This is a genomic window from Hahella sp. CR1 (assembly GCF_029813005.1).
Lineage (GTDB): Bacteria > Pseudomonadota > Gammaproteobacteria > Pseudomonadales > Oleiphilaceae > Hahella.
Genome location: NZ_JAPELK010000004.1, coordinates 198,914 through 222,936 on the forward strand (window position 1 = coordinate 198,914; position 24,023 = coordinate 222,936).

Here is a 24,023-nt window from a genome sequence, read left to right on the forward strand (position 1 = left end):
TTGTTGATTTGATTTTAATAAAAATTGATAGATAATTTTAAAAATAAACATTTTTGTGAAATTAAATATCCAAATGAAAGAGAAGCTTGTCAAAATCGATCGAATTGATCGCAAAATCTTGGAATGTCTGCAAAAGGATGGCGGGTTATCCAACCAGGAATTAGCGGAAAAAGTGGGATTATCGCCGTCGCCTTGTCTGCGTCGCGTGCGTGCTCTTGAAGAGGCGGGCATTATTCTGCGTCGGGTGACTTTATTGGAGCGCAAGAAGCTGGGGCTGTCTTTGACGGTGATTATCCAGATCAGCATGGATCGCCATACGCCGGAACGCTTTGAAGAGTTTGAAAATCAGGTTAAAGAGTCCCCGGAAGTTCAGGAATGCTATTTGATAACCGGGCAGGAGGCCGACTACATGCTGAAGGTGGTGGTGCCGGACATGGATGCATACCAGGTGTTCCTTTTGAACAAGATCACCCGTATTCCTGGGGTAAGCGGAGTGCACTCCAGCTTTGTGCTGCGCAGGGTGGTGGATAACACGGAATTGCCGCTGGGCTATTTATAGAACCTCCGTTTAAGATTCGCTCACGAAAAAGTTTCTCGGCTAATACGCATGGCTTATTAATCATTCTGTTTTACACTAATAGTTAGCTAGCTAATTAATTTGAATCCTCTAACAAGCGGAATATCATGAGCGAGTTATTTTCCTTCACATTGGCGCGTCTGAACCGACGCTGGCGCAAATTGCTGGATGATCGGCTCAGTGATTTGGGGCTGACTCAATCACGCTGGGTGACGCTGCTTTATCTGCAAAGGCTGGGCGGCGACCTGACTCAGAAAGAGTTGGCGAACGCTCTGTCCATTGAATCGCCGACACTGGTGCGGCTGCTGCACGGCCTGGAAGAGTCCGGTTTGGTGACCCGCACCGGGTGTGGGCAGGATGGACGGGCCAAGCGCATTCGCCTGACTCCTGCGGCGGAAGGCTATCTTGAAACGGTGAATGAACGCGCCGCCGCATTGCGGAGCGAGATGCTTGCCGGCGTTTCGCCGCAGGATCTCGAACTGTGCCTGCAGGTTTTTGCACGGATAGAAAAGAATGCATCGGAAATAAACTGACCGCCGCGCAGGCGCATCCATGCGCCTGATTATTACCATGCCAATATCTTCGCCATGTTAATAGCGCTTGCAAGGGGATTCCGAAGACTGATTACGGAGCATTTACATGTCTGATACGTTGTTGCAGGCTCTCTTTGATCGTCATGGACCCGCCTATCGCTGGCTGGCCATGCTCACTGTCATGATGGGGACGGTCTCCGCCGTATTGACGTCGACTATCGTCAATGTGGCCTTGCCGGACATCATGAACCACTTTTCCATAGGTCAGGGCGTCGCCCACTGGCTTTCCACCGGCTTTCTCGCCGCCATGACTACAACCATGCTGACCACCGCCTGGCTGACGCAACGCTTTGGACTGCGTCACGCGTTGGGTTTCGCCATGTTGCTGTTCGCGGGCGCTTCTGTGCTGGGCGGCTTGGGGTCGAATGCGGAGGCTGTGATCCTGGCGCGGGTGCTACAGGGCGCCGCCGCAGGTATGTTGCAGCCGATTGCGATGCATGTGTTGTTCAGGGTATTTCCCCGCAATGAGCGTGGACGCGCTATTGGCATATATGGCATGGGCGTGATTCTGGCTCCAGCCTTGGGGCCGGTGTTGGGCGGCGTCATCGTGGATCAGCTCGACTGGCGTTATATCTTCTTTGCGCCGTTGCCTATTACCATGGCGGGATTTCTGATGGCGCTACGCTACATGCCTCACAGGGAGCCGGAGGTTGAGCAGCACGGCTTTGATTGGACCAGCTTCTTTTATCTCTGCCTGTTTATCGGGTGCGCGCTGGATGGACTGACCCGGTTGCAACACGGCCTCGTGCAACCCCTCTGGCAGTCTGTGGGAGCCCTGCTGGCGGTGTGCTCGCTCATTTTGTTCGTACGGCGGCAGCGACATAGCCGAAGCCCTTTGCTGGAGCTTGCGTTGCTGCGCGTCCCAAGCTTTCGCAGCGCATTTCTGGTGGCGTTAGGGCTGGGCATGGCCCTGTTCGGCTCTACCTACATCATTCCTCTTTTTGTTCAAACTGCGTTGAACTATAGCGCGACGGAGGCGGGCATGATGATGGCGCCGGCCGGCATTGCGCTGGGCATACTGTTTCCCTTCAGCGGACGGGCGGCGGATAAAGGCGCGCCTCATCGGCTGGTGATCGCGGGGCTGGCTTTGTTTGCCGGAGCCAGTCTGCTGTGGGTGTTTATTGGCCTTGCGCCGTCGTTTTTCTATCTGGCTGCGCTGGTGTTGGTGGGACGTGTTGGACTGGCGTTGATGATGCCGGCGCTCAGCACCGGCGGTTTGGTGGAAGTCAGCGATGCGCAGCTGGGGCAGGCGTCGGGGATGATTAACTTCGCCAGACAATTTGGCGGCGCGATGGGCATCAATATCCTGGCGGTCATGCTGGAATGGGGAAGTGAAGCGGGCGATGGGCGTCACGTCGCATCCATGCTGAGCTACACCGAAGCCTTTGTTCTGCTGGGCGTTATCGCCATCGCGGCTTTGTGGCCGGCGGCGCGCATCGGAAAGACAGACGCCTCGGTGCAAGCCGCGCCGGAAAGCGCCTGAACAGGCCTAGGCGCCGATCAAGGCCTGCCCGCACACTCTTATGGTCGCGCCAGTGATTCCATAGGCCCCAGGCGTGGCGAGAAATGCGATCAGCGCCGCGACGTCTTCGGGTTGACCGCCTTGTGACAATGAGTTCAGGCGGCGACCGGCTTCCCGCATCATGAGGGGCATTTGCGCCGTCATATCGGTTTCAATAAAAGCGGGCGCGACGGCGTTTACTGTTACCCCTTTGGAGGCCAGCCGAGGCGCCAGCGCCGCCACGTAACCAATCAGCGCCGCTTTACTGGCCGCATAGTTGGTCTGCCCAAAATTGCCTGCGACGCCGCTGATAGATGACAGGCAGATAATGCGCCCCATACCCCGTAACGCTTTTGCGTTCAGCAGAGCGTCGTTGATGGCGACGACAGCCCGAAAATTAACATCCAGCACGCTGCGCCAAGTCTCTTCCGACATCTTCGCCAGGGTTTTGTCTCGAGTGATTCCGGCGTTGTGCACGATAATGTCGATACCGCCATATTGCTCCAGAAAGTATTGCGCCAAGGTTTGCGGAGCATCCGGGACGGTAATGTCCATGGGCAGTGGAACGCCGTTAATATCAGCGGCGAAGCTTGTCAGGACCCTGCTGGCGGAAGGGAGGTCCAGACACACCACCGTTGCGCCTTCCTCTGCGAGCCGGCGTGCGGTCGCCGCGCCGATGCCTCGGGACGCGCCTGTCACCAGGGCGACTTTGTTCTGCAGTGGTCGGTAGGGTGTTGACAGCGCCTGAGAAGACAGCGCTTTCACCGCGGCGCTAAGCCTGATCGCCTGACCGTCCACGTAGGCGCTATTTGGGGAACAGAAAAACGCGAGCGGCCCTGTCAGGCGATCTTCCTGACCAGGCTCCAGATAAAGCAAATTGGCGGTGGCCCCGCGCTTACCCAACTCTTTGCCTAGAGAGCGGGTGAATCCTTCTACCGCTTTGGCGCATGCCGCCGCCACTGGGTCGTCCATTTGCTCGGGCGTTGACGCCAACAAAAGTGCGCGTCCGTGGCGGGGAAATTGCGCCATCAGGGGATGGAAGAAACGGTATAGCGCATCCAGATCCTCACTGCTGCGGCAGCCGGTGGCGTCGAATAGGGCGATGATCGGCGCCGCTTCGCTTGTCTGCATATCCTCGTATATCTGCGCGCCAAGTGCCTGTAGTCGGGCGCGTACGATATCCAGGGCTCCACTTTCGGTGACGCCGCCGATCAGCGCAGTAGCGCCTTGCAGGGGACTGTCGGGGATCGCCTGCGTGGAGCGCTGAAGAGCAACCGGTGCGGGCAGTCCCAGTTTCTTTAGCAGTTTGTAAGCGCCTGGATGAGTGGCGAGCGTGAGCAGTAGATCGGACATGACGATTTCCTTTTTCGTAATGACGGAGTGGGCGACTCTTATTCTGCGTAGATTTAAAAGTGGCGGCGAAAACGCTCTTTTCTTCACAGAAAATCGGCGTACGGCGGCTAAAGCCTATATTCTTCGCCGCAACAAGGCTAGGATATAACTCCTTTTCATGTCAGTAAGGGCAGTGCATTGAATCAGGAGCAGAAACTTGAGTCTGTCGCGACCAGAACGCCACAGGGACGCAAGGCGGTTATCTCGCGGGAAGATGTAATTTCAGCTGCATTGAAGCTGGCCGGGCCGCATCGCAGCGTGTCCACGTTAAGTCTGCGTGAAGTCGCCCGGGAAGCGGGCATTGCGCCCAACAGTTTTTACCGGCATTTCAGAGATATTGATGAATTGGCGGTGGCGCTGATAGAACGCGCCGGAACCTCTCTCAGGAAAATCATTGGTGAAGCCCGCAATCGCGCGCGCTCGGACACCAGTGTGGTGCGCTCTTCCGTCGAGGCCTTTGTCGAGCAGCTGAGCGCCGATGAAAAGTTTCTGCATATCTTGCTTAGGGAAGGCAACGTCGGTTCCGACGCATTTAAATACGCGGTAGAACGCCAACTGTGCTTCTTTGAAGAAGAGCTTTGCGTAGATTTAGTGCGCCTCGCTAAATCCAAAGGCACGGGCATCATGCAACCGGAGCTGGTGTCCAAGGCGGTCACCCGGTTGGTGTTCGCGGTGGCCGCCACCGCACTGGATCTCCCTATCGAAAAGCATGCCGAGATCAGCGATCAACTGGAGCGTATGATCCGAATGATTATCGTTGGCTCGCAAGTCCTGGCGGAAATCGAACCAAATCCCGCCGTCGTCGCCACGGAATTGGCCAGCGTGAGGGCGTCTCTGGAGCGTCCTGAACTCTGAGTGGGGGCGCTTAATGCGCTTCCGCTGTCCTCAGTTCCAGCTTTAACCAATCCTGCCCGTCCCGGCGTCCGTCGTCGATAGCGTTGAAATAGCGTTTGTAGAACGTCAGTAGTTTGTCCGGGGAGGGAACGGGGCCGCCGTCTTCATGTTCTATGCGCATCGCGGTGGTGACCAGTTTTCTGATGTCCGGCGCTTGTCTGCGAATAACCTCCAATAGCCACCTCATTTCCGCAAATGCGTTGCCAAGACCCTTGGGTCGTTGCAGGCGCCGATACAGAATGATCGTCAGCACGTCTTCTTCCTGGCGATAGGTGATTTCGGCATGTTGAAAACAAGCGGTTTCGCCAATGGGGCGGGTTCCAGGCAAGAGGGAGTATGGGCGTGTAGGGATGCCCTCGCGGGCCAGTATATTCGAGAGCGGATACATATCGTCACCTTCGGCGGTTCAGGTTAACCCTGTTATTGTTGTTGGGTAACCGTTGCGCTACGAAGGTTGCGGCGATTAATTCGACGTCTCACTGATACGTGGTGCTGAGACGCAGTCAGGGGCGATTTTTATATTTATTAACTTATCTATCTACTTATTCATGCACGTCTGTGGGGCGAAGTTGGGCATATTGGGCCCTAGTCCACCGTAGGGACTGAATCCCTCCTGTCTGATATCGCATTTGGGTGGGCAATGGTCGCTTTTCATGGCGGTTTTCATCGCGATTTTGCGGTATTCCTGGCTCGCCACCACATGGCCTTTGCTGAGCAGTATTTCGCTGTGCAGCTCGTACAGCCGGGCGCCCAGCTCATGCTGGTGATAGCGTTCTGTCAAAATCTCCGCACAGTTCAGGGCGTGAAGAGCATCTTCAGTGCGACCGAGCTGATAATACATCTCCGCCAGTATGCGCCAATCATGGCTGGCGTCGCGCTCATCGGAACAGTGATCGATGGCGGACAGAATGGCTTTGACGCCTTTATCCGTCTCTCCCAGTGACTTCAGCGCCAACGCCAGCATGCGATAGGTTTTACATTTGCACTTGGCGTCCTGTAGAAACGGCTCTGCGAGCAGAAGCAGCTGTTTGGCCTGTTTGAAGTGCTGATCCTGAATCAGCCGCTCCGCCGCCGCCAACAATTCCGGCAATGCCTGATCGCTGCCGGATTTAGCGAGATGGATAGCGTACTGCACCGGGTCGCGATCACGAATCCACTCCGCCGCCATGGCGTGACGTTCGCGGCGAACCTGTTCCGGCATGGACTGGTAGACGGCTTCCCGCAACAGATTGTGAGTGAAGAACCAGCGTTCGCCATGGGGATGCAGAACACCCAGGCTAAGTAGCGTCGCGAAACGCTCCAGGGGGCCGTTCATCAGCTCTTCCAACTGCGGTTGCGTAAACCCATCCTGGCTGACGGAAATCAGCTCCAGCGCGCACTTGAGTCGGGCGGACAAGCGCTCGGTTTTGGCGGCGATAATATTGGTGATGCTAAAGGGCAATTCGTCGCCCAAATGCTCGTGATTGAGTAAATCGATTAAGAATGACGGATGCCCCTGCGCCTTTAAAACACAGTGCTCCCGCCACTCCTCGCTGGCTGCGCCATGGCCGTGCGCCAGCTCTCTCGCCTGAGGTTGCGTGAGAGGGAACAGCCGGATGGTTTTGACGTCATGCTGGTCGAAGCCGGCGATGAAATCTGTGTAGCTGCTGGTGATCAGCAAGAGCGGACAGTAAGGCGTCAGGTTCGCCAAAGCCTCTAGAGTGAGGCGCATGTCCTCGTCAAGCTGATGTATCTCTTCTATCACCACGACCAGCTCCCGTTGCCCCAGCAGCGCAATCAACAGGGTCTCAAGGGCCTGTTGGCAACTCTTCTGGAACAGGTAAGGCGACATGCTCGCCACCATCCAGTCGTTGGGATGCGGGTCGTTGCGTTTGACTCCGAACAGGTGATAGATGAACGGATACCAATGGCTATCGATACAGAAGTTGACCAACAGGTTCAGCAGCTTGTTTTCGTCCACCTCCTGTAAGTTCGCCAGTCGGCGGATCAACTCTGCGCCTGGATGCAGCTTGGACTTGTCATCACAGGTGTTGCGCAGAATGACGCGGCTGAGATTCTGTTTGGCGGCGTCTTCCACGAAGGCCAACGCCAAGTGGGTTTTGCCGATGCCCGCCACGCCGCTGATATTGCACCAGGCGCCTTCGCCCTCTGCTTTTAGCTGGGTCAGCAGGGACTGGAAATACGCCCGTTCCTGATCACGACCGATAGTATGCAACACTGGCGGCGCGGATTCGGTCAGCGCATACCATGGTCCGGGCGCGTAGGCTGGATTGGATTTATAGACAAAGCTGTATTCCAGGCGACTGCAATGAAACAACTCGCTGTGCACCAGGACCACGCCGGACAATTGCTGCTTGGCGAAGCGCTCAATGCCAAGGCGTTCGCTCATCGGCAGGCGCGCCTGACAGTGCAGGGCGCCGTGATGGCTGAATTCGGCCTGGATGGGCTTCACCAACGCGACGATATCGGGATGGCGTCGGGCGATGGCGCGGATGACCCGCATCGCATAAGCGGTTGGTTTCTGGTGGGCGTTTGCGGCGCCCAGCAGTAGCACATGGAATGACGGTGAAGAATAGTGCACGGCGACGTCCAGCTCATCCATCATGGGAGCGAGACTTCTGAGGTCCAACTCGCCCGCCAGACATAACCCAAGCACTTTCCTGTGAATGGGGGTGGCTACGGGATCAATACTCTCACGCTGAACCACCGCTGGCGCTTCTGTAGGGGAGGCGGGCGTCTCTGGCTCAGAGGCGTCTTCCATCACGATCAGCTCTTCCACTGGCACGTTGTAGAAGCGTGACAGGTTATGAGCCGTGCGCAGCAATACATAGCGCTGCAATTCCGCCCGTTTCAGGGAAGAAACGGATACGTAAAGTCTCTGCTGTTGGCATTCGTCAGCGACCTGTTCCTGACTCAGTCCCAGGCCTTGTCTAAGCTCCAACAAGCGGTTTCGATGCAAACGGACCCTGCCGGGTCTGCAACTCTGGCGCATATTGTTATCCTTTACTACGTTGAGCGCTGACGACTGCTGTTCGGTCTCTCTCCGAATCACCTCAAACGCTTCCTGTTTTTGTGAGCTTGAAATTCCCATACATCATTGTTTTTCAGGGACTTTTATCCTGGCTTCCGAGCTTTTTATGAATACGCTTTCATTCGGAAGTTATCAGGGTAAGCGACACGAGAACAACAAAAACGTCATTGACTTTTCAGCTGTTCTCTTTCAATAAAAACTATCAATATTTTTCAGAGTTGCGCCTCGAAATGCGCCTGTATGAGGCGCTGATAACGCTTAGCTTTCCGCTATTTTTTTCTATCTGTTTTACAGAAGGCGGAATGTGGCTGTTCCAGTGTAAAGCGACGCGAGTAATAGAGTTCCAGACATCAACGTCGCACAGAGATCGTATGAATGCGCTCCCTGTTATAGTTCGAAACAACAGACCTTCTTTGTGTAACGAAACCTAACAGTACATCAAGTTACTTAGGATACAAAAGGCGAAAAATACGTTTTTATACGAAGTCGGCCTTACATTCCGTTACAAAGCCATAGGATTATCCCTCAGAGAGATTATTTAAATGCTTAATTTGGCCTATGCAAATAGTCCACTGGTTAGGCCTGTTAAGCCTATCGTACTAACCATTTATCTATACGGCCCAGAAACTTCGCGGGGTTACACGTTACTTAAGAAATATATTAATAATATGGCGGTAATGTTTTTTCTTATTCAATTACAAAAAGTTAAAAGCATGCCGGTTTTAATTGAAGTTTGGTTTCGCCGATATGTTCTCTAACTCTGACCGGCAGTCATTTATATCTTTGCGCGCGTATATCCGATTAAGTTCATTATGTCAGGTTCACTTTTTATTGATTAAATGAACCGTCAGTGTCAGATCGGTTCAGTTCAAGGGTTCAGATGCATCTGCGCCGAATCTGACGCTTATCTGAAACTGGTTCAAAAGGCCGTGTGACCGACCATCGTTTCCATCAACCCCCCGTCAACAAAAGGAATGGGAACGATGGAAATAAAATACGATGAGACCAATCAGTTAGTTAGTCAGGCCAGAAGCGGTTGCCCGAATTCATTGGATATGCTTTTTCGTGAACAGCGTCCCAAATTGCACAGATTTATTCGTAACCGGGTATCGCGCCAGGAGGATATCGAAGATCTGGTGCAGGATACGTTCCTTTGGGCGCAACAAGGGCTCAGTTCTTTTGAAGGCAAATCCCGCTTCTCCACCTGGATTTTGGGCATCGCCAACAATCTGATCCGCAATCACTACAACCGCTCTCCTGAGTACAAATATGACTTTGTTTCCGATGATGTGCTGGATCAGGCTCACAATGAATCCGACACGCCGGAGGCCAGTCTGCAGCAGGAGCATCGCATCAAGCAGCTGGAGTACAGCATCCGCATGCTGCCGAAAGACGTTCAGCAGATTGTTGAGTGGGTGGCGATTGAAAACTACCCCTATCAACGTGTCGCAGATGAACTGGGCATTACTGTTCCCAGTGTGAAAAGCCGTCTGTTCCGGGCGCGCACGTCGCTGAAGGAGTCAGTCATGCCGCTGATGTAAGCGCTACGTCAAGGGCGCAGAGTGATCCTGCGATCATGGGCGCGGGATCACTCCGTAAGACTTAACTCAATTTCTTGACTGCTTTTTCATAATCTTTCTGCACGCCATCCTTGAAGTCGTAAAGGAACTGGCGGAATGTGCTCAAGGCTTCCTTTTTCAGATCGTCTGCTGTCGCAGATGAGCCTTCCTGCGGTCCCTGAGCCATTTTTTCGCATGCGACAAAGAATTCATCCCGCGCCTTTTCGGCCTTTTCCATATGTTCTTTTAGCGCGTGAGGCTGACAGGTTGCGAATAGCTCATCCACCTGTTTTCGCACCTTGCTGGAGGGATTCGCCATATTGGTCAACATGGTGTCCATGTGTCCATCAAACTTTTTCGTGAGCTCTTCCCAGCCATCGCCCGTGCGAGGCGTTTCCGCTATGGTCTTACGGCTTACCAGGCCGTCAAACTGGGTTTTGAAGTAATTGAGGTTGTCTTTACCAATGAACTCTTTGATGGGGCGTTCGTGGGTTGCGGCGACGCTGCCGCCTACCTCCAGAGTTACCGTGTCTGTAGGAATCGTCGCTTTACCGCCGACCTTCAGCTCGCCACCGACCAGCACCCTCCCGAAACTCATGCCGCCGTCTTTCAGTTCAAAGTAGGCTGAAACTGTGGCGGCTCCAGAACCCGTCGCTGCGCCTGAAGCTGATTCCGCCGCGTTGGAAAGTATCTCCGTGACTTCCGCGTCTTCTAATCCTGGCGCCTTTTTACTGGCGAGCTCTTTGATTTTCTCAATAGCATCCGGGCTTACGCTGCCCTTGATGGTGATTTTTATGTCGTGAAAAGCGCCGTTGTAGTTGATATTTGCGTTATTGCGCATTTTACGACGGGTATGCTCAATGGTGGCTGTCGCAGTTGAGGCGATGTCCAGGGTGAGGGTGGTTTTGTGGCTTCTTTCCTTAGGCTGGCTGTACTCCAGCGCACGAATTTGCGCGAAGTCGTTTTTGCTGAACTTCATTTGCGGCGTTTCAAGGTGTTTGCTGATGGTTTCAAACGCCATGATTGCTTCCGGCGCCTCTTCACGCGCCTTCGCCAGCGTGGTTTCTGGCGCTTCTCCCGCTTCCTCTCGATAGGTTTTGACGAACTCGTTGAAAATATTGGCGTGGCGAACGGTCAAGCCTTCCACCAGAGACGCTCTGCCTTTTACGCCGACTTCTTTCTCCATCTCTCTTTTGATTGCAGATTCAAGATGCTTGGGGCCCATGCCAACTACTTTGCGCAGATTATGCTCTACGCGCCCGAAGCCTTTGGTCAACGTATCATGTGAGCGTGTGTTCCCTTCGTACTGCAGTAATTTGTCAAAGTTTTCCAGGGCCATATCTTTGAGCTGGTCGCGAACCAGATCGATCGCAGGCCGCTCCTCGGAGCTTGCAATAGAACTGGTTTCGCTGATGACGGAAGAGCTGCCCTGGCTGGCGGTGTAAAAGGATTCTCCGCTTACAACGGTTGGACTGCGATTGACGATTACTTCGTTGTCGCTCAGCGCATCCATCGAGTTCAGCGACTCCGAACTGGCTCTGCCGGAAAGGCTGCCCGGGGAAGGGGGCTCCTGCATCGCCGTATGAAAGCTTTCTTCGGAGGCGGCGGAAGGGCTGCGATTCAGAGACCTTCCGAATAATTCGAGATTTTCTGCGGTGAGAGGCAGAGCGTTGACCGGGTTTTGAGTGTGAGTTTCTTCTGAGGTTGTGGAAGCGTTTTCAATATGGGATATGTGTTCTTTAAGCGCGCCAAGTCGCTCAAAAAAGTCATCCTGGGCGCGATGTTCAAACTTTTCCGTACGGGATTTGAGTAGATCCTCGTCTTCCATCATCTTTTTGGTTAGCGAGGTCTCTCCTTTGACATGAATATGAGTATGTTTGTGTTCATAACTGACTTTCACATCCGCGGCCTTGAATCCAAGCTTACCGAAACCGCCGTAGGAAAGAGAATTGACTTTGTAAGCCGCAGAGGCGGGTATGCTGCGCGGTTCCGGCAGGGCGAGCTCGACTGATCCGTTACGCCAGTCTCGCAACTCGTCTAAATTGGACGCGCCTTCGCCGTGAGCTCTCAGGAAGTCCTGCAATTTCAGCTTCATTTGATCGCTTTGAGTGAGAATATCGCTATCGCTGGCCACGGCTTTCTTGAGCGCTTTGGCTGACTTCGCCGCCCCAGGAGAACTCAGAGTGAGATCCAGCACGCTGTTAGTGAAGTGATCGACAAAGTCGCTGACGTTATCGAACCCTCTGCCTGAGGTGCGGGACAGATTGACTGTCGCCCCGACGGATGGACCCGCCTCGATGATTGGCAGCTTGATTTCAAATCCGAACTTGCCTGCATCGGTTCTCTCCCGCAGCACGCCAAGCGCTTGTGAGGTTTGCGCTGTCTCTTTGTGACTGAGGTTGACTGTTGCTTTGAGCGGCGTGTGCAGAATATTCACGCCCAGATCCATTTCCACCGCCAGATTGTTGCTGGCGCCGGAATTGTTGAGGTATTTCAGTTTATCCAGCACCTCTTCTTTTATTTTTTCGCGCTCCTGCTGGACGATGCGGTTGGCGACATGTTTGGCGAGAGGCTTGGTGACCTCGGCGGTTTCTACGCTGAACCTGGAGGGTATGAGTTGGTTGACCTCCTTTAACGCGAAGTTCATCTGATTCAACGCCTCCAGATGATCCGTGGCGGTCTGGATTTCCCGGGGAGGGTTGAACTTCTCGTTAAAGACCCTGAGTTGCGACTCATCAAGTTTACTGGTCAAGATGTCCTGTAACGCTTGCGTGAGTTTGCCGATTTCTTTGGGCGTGGAGAGATCCAGACCTGGGTCTGGCGTTTTGCCCATGAATTCTTGCAGATTAAGCTTTTCGAAAAGGTTCTTAACAATGGCTTCATTGCCGGCGGAGGACTTTGGTTGCTCCAGTACTTCTGCGAGATTTTTTCGCTCCAGGTCCTGAATGATAATTTCGCTGTAGCGTTCTATTTTGGCCTGCGGGTAGCCGGTCAGTTTTAGGTCATGATTTTCCGCCCAGGCCTTGAACTTCTCCGGCGTCGTTAGCGTCGGCGCAGATTCGGGAGACGCGGGGCGGATGTTGTTTTCCCCGAGCCGCCCTGGGACTGAGTGAGTATTTTGCGATGATATCTGCTCAGGTACGACATTTTGGGGGACGGATGCGGAGGGACGGTTGACTTCCATTTCCTGCTCCTTTAACCCTGAATCCACTGATTGTTGACCTGAGAGTCATCGCCAACCTGCTTGCGCGGGGGCGTTGGTTCAGGGCCTTTTTCCGCGAAGGCTTTCACCGTTTCAATATGTTGGAGGAGGCGTTGGCTCAACACACCGGGAAGCGCAATAACGCTGAACGGATACTTGTCCATCAACCAGAGCCAGCCGGAATCGTTGTCCAGAGAGAGGGTTCCTCCCTCCGTTCCCTGCCAGAACAAATTTGCGCCCAGCAACATTTTCAATAGGGCGTTCTGCTTTTGTAGCGTCTCAGGTTCTTCGCTGTCGTCTGGGAGTTTGAACAGAGGGGAAAAAATGATCAGATGCTCGTCCGCCGCATGCCACTGCAGATTCACAACCAGGGTGTCGTTGACTTCCAGGGAGAGGTAACCGTGTTCGTCCAGTTGCAGTGAATCTTCTAACTGCAGCTGTTTCGCCAGGTCGGCGATCAGAGTATCGATATTCATAAAAGCGGCCTTTCGCAAGTAATGCCGGACCGCTGTTGCATCAAATACCTGCGGACCCGACCTGTCGTGGGTTAGATATTCCGTTTGGAGTTACAACTGCTTCCGCAAGGTGAGTAACCACTGCGCCGGTGAAGTTGCGCAGAGATCAGGAAAAAGTGGTCGTGTAAAAATTTTCGCAACCGTTCGCAATTAGCCGTTACCAATCCGATAGACCTAAGGCATCAGGCGAAACGGGACGGAACTATGAGCACGACACTCAACAAACTGATTGCAGAGTTTGCGAAGAAATACGGCATGCCGGATCTGGAGCAGACTCCGGAAGGCCATTTTGAATGGTATGTGGACGCCAATCCTGTGCGGTTTTTTGAGTCCGCCGGCAAGATCTACGTCGCCGCCCAGGTGCGCAAGCTACCGGATGAAAAGCGAGAGCGCGGCGAGTGCGTCAGAACCGCATTGAAGGCGGCGCTGGCCAATGCCGACTCCCATCGTGAATCCCTCTATATCGACGTCAATCAGGATGCGTTGTGTCTGTATCGCTGTATGGCGTCGAAAGAATTGTCCCTGTTCGATTTTGAAAAACTGCTGGAGTCTTTCATGCACGCATTGGATTGCATGACTGAGATCACTGGCGCTATTGGCGGCTACGCTCGCCGAGATATTCCTGTACTGGCCCCGCATACCCGGTTCTGAATGGAATGACTTCGGAATAATCAGGCGCATGGATGCGCCTGCGCGGCGGCCAGCCGCGGGAGACAAGGCCTGTCGTTGTAGACAAATAAAAGGAAGCTATTTGTCTTCCTGAAAAACAGTAGCTAAAGACATTGATGGAAGTAAGGCATGAAATTTAAAGGCTTAATCGCTCTGTTGCTGACATTGGTTTGCTCCGGCGCATTCGCCGCCGAACCCCGCTGGAACAATTCGCCTTATGAGTTGTACGCCAACGGTGAATCGCTGACGGATGTATTGAAGAACTTCGCCGCCAGTTACGGTATTCCGGTAACGGTTAGCTCCCGCATCGCGGGGACGGTTAATGGCAGCTTCAAAGGGGAGTCGCCGCGTCAGTTCCTGGACATCTTGGGCAAGTCCTTTGAGTTTGAGTGGTACTACGACGGCTCGACGCTGCACTTTTTCCGCGGCGATGAGATCGTCAGCCGCATCATCACGCTGACCAACATCAAAACGTCGCAACTACGCAGTGCGGTGGAGAAAGTCGGCATCTGGGACGAACGCTTCAGTTGGAAGGAAATGCCGGACAAAGGCATGGTCTATATCTCCGGCCCGTCCTCCATGGTGGACCTGATTCAGGAAACCGCCTCCGTGCTGGAAAGCCAGGTGGTGACCATGCCCCGTCGCGATCAGTACTCCATGCAGATGTTCCGCCTGCGCTACGCCACGGCGGCGGATCGCGTGCAAAGCTATCGCGGTAAAGAGGTGGTGGTTCCCGGTATGGCTTCAGTGCTGCGGGGCGCGTTGGCCGCAGGGCAGGGTAAAAGCGGAGAAACCAGCATTGGCGGGCCTGTTGGCGTTCTGGAAGGTAAGAGAACATCCAGTCCGGTGACTTCGGATATGCCCGGAACCGGCGAGCGCGCCTGGGTGGAGGCGGATGGCCGCACTAACTCCATCATCGTGTACGACCGTCTGGAGCGCATGCCCATGTACAAGGCGCTGGTGCGCAATCTGGATCAGCCCTCTGAACAGGTGGAAGTGAATGTCTCCATTATCAGCGTCAGCGCCACCAACCTGAAAGAGCTGGGAGTGAGCTGGCAGGCCCGCGATCGGAAGCTGGGTGAATTCGGCTACGGCGGCATCGACAAGCAGACTCCTGCGCCGGGCAAAAACCAACTGGCGATCCTGGGTGGCGCCGACGCGACCTTCTCCACGGTCTTGGATTCCGGCCTGGATTACTTCATCGCCAAGGTGAACGCTTTGGTGGAGGACGGCGATGCGCAGGTGGTGTCGAGGCCATCGGTAGTCACCAGCGAGCATTTGGAGGCGGTTCTGGACGATAGCACTACCTTCCATGTGCGCGTGCAGGGGAATGAACAGGTCGATCTGTTTCCTGTCACGGTGGGCTCGGTCCTGCGTGTGACGCCGCATATTCAGCGTGGCGAGGAACAGAAAGGCATCAACCTGGAAGTCACTATCGAAGACGGTCAGCAAACCGGCGAAGAAGTGGATCGCATTCCCGTTATCAAGACCAGCAGCATCAATACGCAAACCGTGGTGGGGCTGGGGCAGAGTCTGCTGATCGGCGGCTTCTTCCAGGATTATGAGAGCGAGTCCGTCGGCGGCGTGCCGTTGCTCAAGGATATCCCGCTGTTGGGCATGCTGTTTCGCACTACGAACCATAACCGCAAGAAGATGGTCAAGCTGTTCCTGATGACGCCGAAGGTCATTGATATCCCTACCGGCGGACTGGCTTCTAACGGTCGCAAGATCTACGGCTACGCCTTCCAGGTGGGCAGCTCCAACAAAGAGGGTGCGGTGGCGATTCGTGAGTACTTCGACTCGCGTGGTTTCCCTACTCAGATGGAAGTCGAGAAAAACGGAGAAAAGCCAATTTATTCCGTCGCCATCGGAAACTATTCCCGCTGCGATGACACTCAAAGAGTAGCGAAGGCGTTCCCTGATGCACTAAAAGGCGACGCAAACATGATCAACAGCTGCCATCCGCTGACCCGTTAACGCAACGGGTCAGCGGAGCGGCGAAATGAATGAGCGATTCAACGGTTAAGTGACTGCAAGCAGTGAACTGACCGGCAACAGGTAAATAACTGGTAAGAGCGCGTATGTCTGACTGGAAGCTGAAAATTCTCTCCGGAGCTCACGCAGGAAGCGAACTGGATCTGGTCGTCGGCAAGTATGTGTGTGGCGGCGACGATAACGATGATCTGGTGTTTCAGGAGCCTAACCTGCTCGCGGCGCACTTTTCACTGCAAGTCGAAGAACAGCAAATACGCCTGACTCTGCTGCAGGAGGGTAGCCGCTTGTTACTGAATGGCGAAGTGTCCGAGCAACGAGATTTGGTGGTGGAAGAAGTGACTCCGGTCGCTGTCGATGACTTCCAGTTCGCCGTCGCCAACGGTCCGGCGGAATGGCCGCAACCGGTGGTCCCCGCAGCGCCAGCGGCGCAGCCTAAGCCCGCGTCTGGCGCAGCTGCTGCGGATGCTCCCGCCAGTGCGCCAACAACGCCGCTGCCCAGCCGCAGCTGGTCGGAAACCTTCAATCGCATGAAGGTGGGGCTGGGCGTGATGGGCGCCTGCGCCGGTCTGCTGATGATGCTGGCGGTAGGCTCCATGTCCAATGCGGAGAAATCCAAAGAAGGCGTTGTCGCCGCTGACCGCGCCAACCTGCAAAGCGAGTTATCGCAAACACTGGGATTGCCCAATGTGAAAGTGCTCGCGCTTGCGGATGGGATGAGCTGGTTGGTGGAAGGCTACGTGAACGACGCCGGAGAGTTAAATCGCCTGGCGCGCTGGCTGGAGTCTAAAAATCTGCAGGCCACGCTCAAGGTGAAAGTGACCGATGAGCTGATTAAAGGCGCCGAAATTGCGCTGACCGCCCTTGGATACTCCAACGTGTCTGTGTTCAAGGGGGACCGCCCCGGCTTTCTGGTGCTGAAAGGCAATGTGGACGATGACGTCGCGTGGAAAAAGAACCGCGGTCGTCTGCAGGTGGATGTGCCTGGCGTGATCGGGTTCGAAGATATGGTCACTGCGGACACCAAGATGGCGCTGGCGCCGTTGCCCAATCTGGTGGTGAAAGGCATTTACATGGGCAAAACCCCGTTCTTCGTACTCAGCAACGGGGAGAAGTACTTCGTCGGCAGCCAGCTTAATTACGGCTATCGGGTGGAGGAAATCACCCCCCATATGTTGCAGCTCCGCAGAGGAGACAAACTGATCCAATATCGATTAGGAGTGGACTAGGCATGTTAAATCCGATGTTAAGAAATCAACCCGTAGACACCGAAATCAATGCGGAAAATATCAGTAAGGACTCCGGCGGAGTCATGCTGAGAAACGTGATCAACGAGTTAACCAATGCGTCCGCCAGCGTGCGGCGCAAACTGAATTCCGGTCTGAATCAGGACGACTTCAAACGGCACAATGCTTTTAAGGAAAGCATTGATCGCGCCATCGTCGTGCTGGAGCAGACCTGGTCCAAACTTCAGCGTTAGGCGACTGATCCGCCACGTGTTGAAGACGGCCTGAAAACTAAGGAAGGCCAATTGTTTATTAATTTTTAAGAGGAACTGAATATGGCAGACGTAAGTAGCTTGGGTGGAATGACCTTGGACGGCGCAGGTGGAATTGACGTTCCATCAAGTCCAGATGCAATGCTGGACATGATGAAAGGCATGTACGAAGAAGCGGAAAAGAACGCTCTGAAAAGAGAACTGATGTCGCTGATTCACAAGCTGATCATGGACGCCATCAAGAAAATCGGTCAGGCGGCTTAATAGCCACTCGATTGCTCGGGCCCGGCTTTATTTTGGGCCCGGTTATCCCCGCCGCAGGCTTTCTGGTGAGAGCGGCGGCGGGAATATCAGGAACACTGAGAGGATTTGCTTATGTTATATCCTGAAAATCTCATCAAGCGGGTGTCGGAAATCGGCGTCCTGGCTTGTGAGCAGGGCAGGTTACAGGACGCTGAAGTGATTTTCGGCGGCGTGGCGGCGATCGCCGACGATGTAACCAGTCATACTGCCGCAGGGCTGGGTATGGCGGCGACCAAGATCGCCGGCGGCGACTTTGAAAGCGGCGTCAAGCTGTTGTCCGATAATCTGGCCGCGCTGGATTATGAAAACATGGACGCGCTGGCGTTGCTGGTATTCGCCATGAAACGGTCTGGACGCGAGCGGGATGCGGAAGACCTGATACCTCGCCTGACCTCCAATCCTGACTTCAAAGGCTCCCTGGCGGAAGAAATTCTGCTGGCGGCTGAGGGGTAAGCAATGGACGCAGCAATAGCCGCCGTCGCGCCGGATCAGGCGCTTCAGAAAGACTTTGCGCAGCCGGTCAGCTCCGGCGCCAACGCTCATGAAATCGCCCGCTTTACTGAGGTGATGGAAGCGGGGCGCCCGCACGCGGCAAGCAATGTGCAGGTGGTGCATCAAACCTATGCGACGCAGAACGCGGAAAAACCGTTCATCAGCTTAGGCGACACCATTCTGAACAAGCTGCAGGCCATGGGGAAAGGCTATCAGGAGCGTATTCATGCGTTGGAGCAACGTATGAATCAGCCTGTCAGCTCGCCGGCGGAAGCCAACAAGCTGTTCTTTGAAGTCAGTCAGATTTCCATTCAACAGCAGATGGCGTTGGCGGTGACCAGTAAGGTCAACAAGAATGCGGAAAGCCTGTTAAGAGCGCAATAGACTGAAGGGTATGCTATGAAAAAGCGACAGATTTGGCGGTCCGGACTGTGTTTGCTGTTACTGCTGCTGGGCGGTTGTAAAACCGAGCTGTACAGCGGTTTGAGCCAGCAGGAAGGCAATGAGATGTATGCGATTCTCCGTTCCACGGGCTTTAACGTGGAGATGGAAGTGCTCGGCGCCGGTAAAGACCAGAACGTGCGTCTGAAGCTGCCCGAGCAGCAGGTGGCTCGCGCCATCAGCGTGTTGCAGAGACAGGGTTATCCTAAGCAGCATTTCGCCACCATGGGGGATATTTTTGCTAAAGACGGCCTGATTTCTTCGCCCACTGAAGAGAAAGCGCGCTTCATCTACGCCATTTCCCAGGAGTTGTCGCACACATTGTCGAACATCGACGGCGTGTTGGTGGCGAGGGTGCATGTGGTGATGCAGGAGGGGGATAAGTTCGACAAGAATCCCAAGCCCAGCACCGCCTCGGTATTTATCAAATACGTCGAGGATGCGCCGATCGAAACCCTGACGCCGAAGATTAAAGCGCTGGTCTCCAACAGTATTCTCGGCCTGGAATATGACCAAGTCTCCGTCGCTTTGTTTCCATCGAGCCTGAAGCGGATTACGTCTCCTGAGGAAGTCTCCAATGGCGGCATGATGTATCTGTGGGCGGGTATCGGCGCGCTGCTGGTGCTGCTGCTTGTCGGCGCCTTGTACTACGCGGTGAGAGCGGGTTGGATTCCACGTAAAATCCAGACTCCGGCCATCCAGAAACTGGCATGATCGACCTTATTCCCACCTCGGCCCGCTACCGTAACCTGATGTTGCGACAGGTCCACGATTTTTATCGCTACCCGGCGGACTATCTGGATTCCAGCTGGCTGAGCGACGACCCGCATTGGGAAGCGATTGAGCGACTGTGGCGGCGACCGGACAGCCGCAAGATTATGTCCGACTATATTCTGCAGCGTTGCGGGCTGGCTAAAACCATGGATTGCGACTTCGCCGCCTCTTATCAGAGACTGCCACTGCTGGCGGGGGAGGCATTGCAACGCATGATCATGCTTGGGGGCGCTTTAGCCTACTCGGCGCGCATCCCGAAACGCGCGGAAGCGGTGGCGACGCCGACGGAACTGCATCGCTTCGCGGTGTCGAAAGCGCCGTTTCTGGCCAGAAATGCGCCGACCTTTTGTATTGATCTCGGGATTGCGGACTGGATGGATCAGGAAGCAGTGTCCCAGGGGCTGCGCTCCGCAGGCCTGAATATGCTGGCCTGCGCGCTGAACGGCGCTCCCCAATCCGTCGTCAAACGCCTGGCGTTGAAATTGCCTCATGCTATTAGCGACATGTGCGACGCGGCATTCATGCGACAGGCTGCGCCGGAGCAGATCCAGGAAGCGCAACGCCTCATGCTTAAACTCTACCGGGAGATTGACCCATCATGCTTTCTGTTATTCGATTGAACGACTCCCAGGCTGACTTTGGCCCCGCAGGCGTACTCAAGTCAGAGGATTATCGCCAGCTAAGAGATGCTGAGCAGACCATACTTGAGGCGCGGCATTCGGCTGACATGATTATGCAGCAGGCGCGGGAAGCCTATGAGGAAGAGAAAAAGCGAGGCTTCGAGGAAGGCCTGCGCGAAGCGCGTCATAAACAAGTGGAGCTGATGCTCGCCAACGCCGCGCAAATCATTCACTCCTATCAGGAAATCGAGCAGACGCTGACCAATCTGGTGATTGAATCCGTGCGCAAGATCCTCAACGAATTCGACAAAGAAGAGCTTGCCTATCAGGTCGTGCGTAAAGCGCTCTATCACATTGGCGAAGGCGCACAGGTGACGGTCAAGATCGCCACCGACGTGGCGGCGCCGGTGCGCGCCAAGATCAAGGAGGCGCTGGAGTTCTATCCAGGCCTGGAAAAATTTGAAGTCATCGCAGACCCCAATCTGGGCGACGGCGATTGTCAGATCGAAAGCAACTTCGGCGTCATCCGCGCCAATGTGGACGACCAAATGGAAGCTCTGACTCAGGCGATGAACAGTCGGATATTGGAAAGTCAGACTTGCTGATTTTTACTACAAATTTATTTTTAGTAAATTGTACCTTTATTTGAAAGTGTCTAATGTTAAATAGACATAGTTGACGACTTCAATCGAGAGGTAGAGCTGATGTGGCCCTTCAAGTAATACACATTGATAGCGTTCCTGATAACTTGCTGGTTAACCTTGAAAGGAGAGATGTGGCTTTATGGCTATACGGAATAAAAATAGAGCCAGAAAATATAAAATCATATATAGCTTTTCTTGGTCTCCCTTGGAGGATGATATTCTCTGAGTCGCTAAGTCAAGAGTTGATAAAAGCGGTTGAGGCCGCGTCACAATCTAGCGACTCTATGTCTCGACGGCGGGGGCATATACAAATAATAGATAGTGACCCTTCTAGAATCGAGCTGCCCCAACGCTGTTTGCCTTTCTATCTATTGAATGGTAGAGATTTAGAAAAAGATAGGTTGGACTTTAGCGGAAGTCTGCGACGTCTTAATATGATGAATGAATTGAGACGGTCAGGAGTCAGAGATGTCTTGATATTATCTGGGAGTGAAAGCATTCCTTTAGGTTTAAGTGAACTTTGGGGTGATGGGTTCCGAGCGCATCTTACAATCTCTGCTACAGAAATAGAAGGACTGGCTAGCGAGTTAGAGAGCTTTGCTGAGCTAAATGCAGTGAATTTTGTTCAGCAAAAAATACAGCACATTGTTAATGATGTTATTAATAGATACAGCACAACCTATCCTGATGAACGGATCATGGTCCGTTTTAGGGATGCAAATGGGATATTTCATAATATTGACGTGACAGAAGCTGATGATCCTGAGCGTCCTGTTTTTAGTCAGTACCAGTTCATACAAGAGAGAGATCTATCTCCACTAATTCCTCAAGACCTGTCGGAAAAGGATTTTATTGACTTTTTTCGTAGTTCAGAAACTTCATGGCGGCCATATGCAGCAGGGCTTCCTTGGTTACGTGACTTAACGAGCGGGAAGAATCTCTTTGAGTGTCTTAAAAGGTTGAATACAGCAGGCGCAGAGGAGAATTGTATTGCATATATAGCCTCGGAGCCTGGCGCGGGAGGAACGACAGTTGCCCGTATGCTAGCTTGGAATTGTGCCAGAGAAGGCTTTCCTACATTAATTGCTAAAACGTTACCATTACCTCCTGATGCTTTATCTATTGTGAATTTTTTAAATAGAGTTTACCTTTTATTTGACGATCAAGTTGATGGCTCTCAGGCTTCCTCTGATGACTTATCAGAAAAGGCTAGAAGAAATGAGTCTGCTTCACGTAGATATGAAACTCCAATATTGCTGGTTTTTGATAGCTTGCATTGGCAGTCGAGAGATGGTGAACTAACTCGCTTTAGAAATGAGCTAGAAAAGTCAGGTAGACCAGTTTGTATGCTTATAGTTAAAAGTGTACCCATTGGGCTGATTTTTCATAATTCGTCAATATTTAAAAAGGTTACTGAGTTAAACCATTCGTTGAGCTTGGATGAAGCCCAAGATCTCGGACGACATCTCAATAAATTTTTGCGTCATTATGGAAAGGAAAGGAAAGACTGGCAATGGATGCAATTTCATAAAGAACACACGGTTAGATATCTGGACGGTGTTTCAGCATTTTGGGTAGTTCTTTCATTTTGGATACAAGGACAATATGATTTGTCTGAGTCTATTCAGCAATGGATGTATAATAATTTTAAGAAAGTTGATTTGGATTTAAGTTTAAGGAAATCGATATTATACATCGCTGCGTTAAGCACCGAGAGGTTGCCCCTTCCTGAAGAGCTTCTACCTGAATCTAAAAATAAATGGCCAACGGGGCATTTGTTGGAGGATTTTCGTTCTGAGCTAACATCTTTAGGTTTGGTTTTCCTTAGATCTGAAGGGAAAAAATACTGGGCTTTAGCTCATGACGTATTAGGGCGATTTTTGTTTAATGCTATTTTTTATGATAACACTATGAAGGCCAAGTTGGGGCTTGGGCCTGCTAAGGAAGCTGAGCATCTTCGCCTTCATATACTTGAGGAAATATCTAAAAACCATTCCCTTGGAGACTATGACTTGCGTCCAATTGCGGATGAGTTTGCCACTACTATTTTTAAAATTGATCCTGATCATGGAAGGGGTAGCTTTACATTATATTGGAGGGAAGTATTGTCGGCTCTTGACCATATGCCCCAATCGTTAAGAGATGCTAGTAGAGTTTTTCGACACCATGTTGCAGTTTCTAGGCGGCGAATTGCTAAACTTAATGGGAACGTTTATGAAGTTTCCCAGGAGGAAAAAGTTAAACTGCTAGAGCGGGCCGTTGAAGATATAAATTATGCTTTGGATTGTATTGAGTATAAGCCAGGATCTGAACCAGATGTTAACTTGCTTAATTCATTGGCAAATGCATATTTTGATCTAGCCAAACTAGAGTATGATGGAAAAGGCAGTAAGGAAAAGATAGTTGAGCTCAGAGGGCTTGCTAATGAGGCAACGAGGAAAGCCTATGAGGCTAGCCCAACTAGCCCTTTTGTTGTAGAGACCTACGTAAAAAGCTTATTAGCAGAAGCTCAGGGGACTAATACTGAAAGAGCTGTAGGGTATTGTGTAGAGGTACTAGGCATACTTTTTTCGGCTATATCTTCGACAGATAGCGATTATCGTAACCCGCAATTAGGTGCCCTGGCTGATGAGGCCATTGATATGTTGTTTAAAAATAGCAATGTTATTGAGTTTTCTGGTGAGCCAAATAAGCCAATAGAAGTACTTTTTAAGACATGGGTTGAGTTAACAAAAGATAGTGATTTTTCTGATGGTCTTGTGCTTGGCGATGTGCCAAAAGATAGAAGAGAGAGAGCTATTGAAATACTTAGTCATCCTGCTGGAATGGGCAACATGAAGGTGATTAGATTAAGTTATGATTTGATATGCATTGACCAACCAGGATCTTTTCAAAAGCAATTGGAGCTTGTTGAGCAGCTACAAGGCATTGGTTACCGTATTACCCCTCAGTTGCAGCTAGAATATGCTATACTTTTGTTTTTGAATAACAGACCTTTAGAAGGTGATAAAATTTTTTCAAACTTGAGAAGTATGTGGAAGGAAAGTGAATATTTTGTTCAAGTTCCTAGCCGCTTACATTGGTTGAAACAAGATGGGCTCTCTAAGAGAAAGGTGGTTCATGCTACTTCAGGTTCCGACTATGCGAATAAAGCAATGGCGCGGGTATCTGAGTTTCAAAATATACTTGTTCCTTTAAGACCTGAGGAGTTTAGCTATAGAGAGATTAGACCAGGAATGAAATTTACATGTTATGTCTCATTTGGGCATAATGGCCCATTTTTAAGGCCCGCTACTACTAATGCAGGGAAAGATGGGTGATATGTA

The 24,023-nt window shown here is 52.5% G+C and carries 21 protein-coding genes; 16 read left to right on the forward strand and 5 right to left on the reverse strand.

What is annotated here, in order from left to right; translation table 11 throughout:
* The first annotated feature begins 73 nt into the window (after positions 1-73).
* From ONV78_RS11540 to ONV78_RS11550, 3 genes are all read left to right on the forward strand, one after another.
* Positions 74-559 carry an Lrp/AsnC family transcriptional regulator gene (locus ONV78_RS11540; RefSeq protein WP_011398889.1) on the forward strand — a complete coding sequence of 162 codons (486 nt, stop codon included), beginning with the start codon at positions 74-76 and terminating at the stop codon, positions 557-559.
* A 125-nt stretch (positions 560-684) separates the two neighbouring features.
* Positions 685-1,110 carry a transcriptional regulator SlyA gene (gene slyA, locus ONV78_RS11545; protein WP_216734923.1) on the forward strand — a complete coding sequence of 142 codons (426 nt, stop codon included), beginning with the start codon at positions 685-687 and terminating at the stop codon, positions 1,108-1,110.
* Positions 1,111-1,216: 106 nt separating this feature from the next.
* A complete protein-coding gene (locus ONV78_RS11550; protein ID WP_279503241.1) occupies positions 1,217-2,653 on the forward strand; it encodes a DHA2 family efflux MFS transporter permease subunit in 1,437 nt (478 codons plus the stop codon).
* A 6-nt stretch (positions 2,654-2,659) separates the two neighbouring features.
* On the opposite strand, the gene ONV78_RS11555 is transcribed toward ONV78_RS11550, so the two are convergent.
* Entirely contained in the window at positions 2,660-4,024 is a 1,365-nt protein-coding gene (locus ONV78_RS11555; protein WP_279503242.1) for a 3-oxoacyl-ACP reductase, read from the reverse strand.
* A gap of 177 nt (positions 4,025-4,201) precedes the next feature.
* Between ONV78_RS11555 and fabR the strand changes: the two genes are divergently transcribed.
* Positions 4,202-4,918: an HTH-type transcriptional repressor FabR gene (gene fabR, locus ONV78_RS11560; RefSeq protein ID WP_216734920.1), complete on the forward strand. Its 717-nt coding sequence runs from the start codon at positions 4,202-4,204 to the stop codon at positions 4,916-4,918.
* A gap of 10 nt (positions 4,919-4,928) precedes the next feature.
* Here the strand turns inward: fabR and ONV78_RS11565 are convergent, their stop codons facing one another.
* A complete protein-coding gene (locus ONV78_RS11565) occupies positions 4,929-5,345 on the reverse strand; it encodes a hypothetical protein (RefSeq protein ID WP_216734919.1) in 417 nt (138 codons plus the stop codon).
* 150 nt (positions 5,346-5,495) lie between these two features.
* On the reverse strand, positions 5,496-7,949 hold the full coding sequence (locus ONV78_RS11570) for an AAA family ATPase (RefSeq protein WP_279503243.1): 2,454 nt from the start codon (positions 7,947-7,949) through the stop codon (positions 5,496-5,498).
* A gap of 1,022 nt (positions 7,950-8,971) precedes the next feature.
* On the opposite strand from ONV78_RS11570, the gene ONV78_RS11575 reads away from it, so the two are divergent.
* Positions 8,972-9,529: a sigma-70 family RNA polymerase sigma factor gene (locus ONV78_RS11575; RefSeq protein WP_279503244.1), complete on the forward strand. Its 558-nt coding sequence runs from the start codon at positions 8,972-8,974 to the stop codon at positions 9,527-9,529.
* A gap of 61 nt (positions 9,530-9,590) precedes the next feature.
* Here ONV78_RS11575 and ONV78_RS11580 read toward each other — a convergent pair whose 3' ends face one another.
* Complete coding sequence (locus tag ONV78_RS11580; protein WP_279503245.1) at positions 9,591-12,731, reverse strand: hypothetical protein; 3,141 nt, start codon at positions 12,729-12,731, stop codon at positions 9,591-9,593.
* 11 nt (positions 12,732-12,742) lie between these two features.
* On the reverse strand, positions 12,743-13,225 hold the full coding sequence (locus ONV78_RS11585; protein WP_279503246.1) for a type III secretion system chaperone: 483 nt from the start codon (positions 13,223-13,225) through the stop codon (positions 12,743-12,745).
* A 243-nt stretch (positions 13,226-13,468) separates the two neighbouring features.
* Between ONV78_RS11585 and ONV78_RS11590 the strand changes: the two genes are divergently transcribed.
* From ONV78_RS11590 to ONV78_RS11640, 11 genes are all read left to right on the forward strand, one after another.
* Complete coding sequence (locus ONV78_RS11590; RefSeq protein ID WP_216734914.1) at positions 13,469-13,915, forward strand: CesT family type III secretion system chaperone; 447 nt, start codon at positions 13,469-13,471, stop codon at positions 13,913-13,915.
* A gap of 147 nt (positions 13,916-14,062) precedes the next feature.
* Positions 14,063-15,910, forward strand: coding sequence for a type III secretion system outer membrane ring subunit SctC (gene sctC, locus ONV78_RS11595; RefSeq protein ID WP_216734913.1), 1,848 nt, complete (start codon positions 14,063-14,065; stop codon positions 15,908-15,910).
* Between the two features lie 104 nt (positions 15,911-16,014).
* On the forward strand, positions 16,015-17,154 hold the full coding sequence (gene sctD, locus ONV78_RS11600; RefSeq protein WP_216734912.1) for a type III secretion system inner membrane ring subunit SctD: 1,140 nt from the start codon (positions 16,015-16,017) through the stop codon (positions 17,152-17,154).
* A gap of 2 nt (positions 17,155-17,156) precedes the next feature.
* Positions 17,157-17,405: a hypothetical protein gene (locus ONV78_RS11605; RefSeq protein ID WP_011398874.1), complete on the forward strand. Its 249-nt coding sequence runs from the start codon at positions 17,157-17,159 to the stop codon at positions 17,403-17,405.
* A gap of 81 nt (positions 17,406-17,486) precedes the next feature.
* Positions 17,487-17,687 (forward strand): hypothetical protein, encoded by a 201-nt coding sequence (locus tag ONV78_RS11610; RefSeq protein WP_279503247.1) that lies wholly within the window; start codon positions 17,487-17,489, stop codon positions 17,685-17,687.
* A 111-nt stretch (positions 17,688-17,798) separates the two neighbouring features.
* Complete coding sequence (locus ONV78_RS11615; protein WP_279503248.1) at positions 17,799-18,179, forward strand: hypothetical protein; 381 nt, start codon at positions 17,799-17,801, stop codon at positions 18,177-18,179.
* A gap of 3 nt (positions 18,180-18,182) precedes the next feature.
* The gene (locus ONV78_RS11620) at positions 18,183-18,602 is read left to right on the forward strand and encodes a hypothetical protein (protein WP_279503249.1); all 420 of its coding nucleotides are present in this window, start codon (positions 18,183-18,185) and stop codon (positions 18,600-18,602) included.
* 15 nt (positions 18,603-18,617) lie between these two features.
* Positions 18,618-19,373 (forward strand): type III secretion inner membrane ring lipoprotein SctJ, encoded by a 756-nt coding sequence (sctJ, locus tag ONV78_RS11625; protein ID WP_279503250.1) that lies wholly within the window; start codon positions 18,618-18,620, stop codon positions 19,371-19,373.
* Positions 19,370-20,053, forward strand: coding sequence for a SctK family type III secretion system sorting platform protein (locus tag ONV78_RS11630; RefSeq protein ID WP_279503251.1), 684 nt, complete (start codon positions 19,370-19,372; stop codon positions 20,051-20,053). Before sctJ ends, ONV78_RS11630 begins: the two co-directional genes overlap by 4 nt.
* Positions 20,032-20,658, forward strand: coding sequence for an HrpE/YscL family type III secretion apparatus protein (locus ONV78_RS11635; protein ID WP_279503252.1), 627 nt, complete (start codon positions 20,032-20,034; stop codon positions 20,656-20,658). Before ONV78_RS11630 ends, ONV78_RS11635 begins: the two co-directional genes overlap by 22 nt.
* Positions 20,659-20,759: 101 nt before the next feature.
* Complete coding sequence (locus ONV78_RS11640) at positions 20,760-24,017, forward strand: hypothetical protein (RefSeq protein WP_279503253.1); 3,258 nt, start codon at positions 20,760-20,762, stop codon at positions 24,015-24,017.
* Positions 24,018-24,023: the final 6 nt, after the last annotated feature.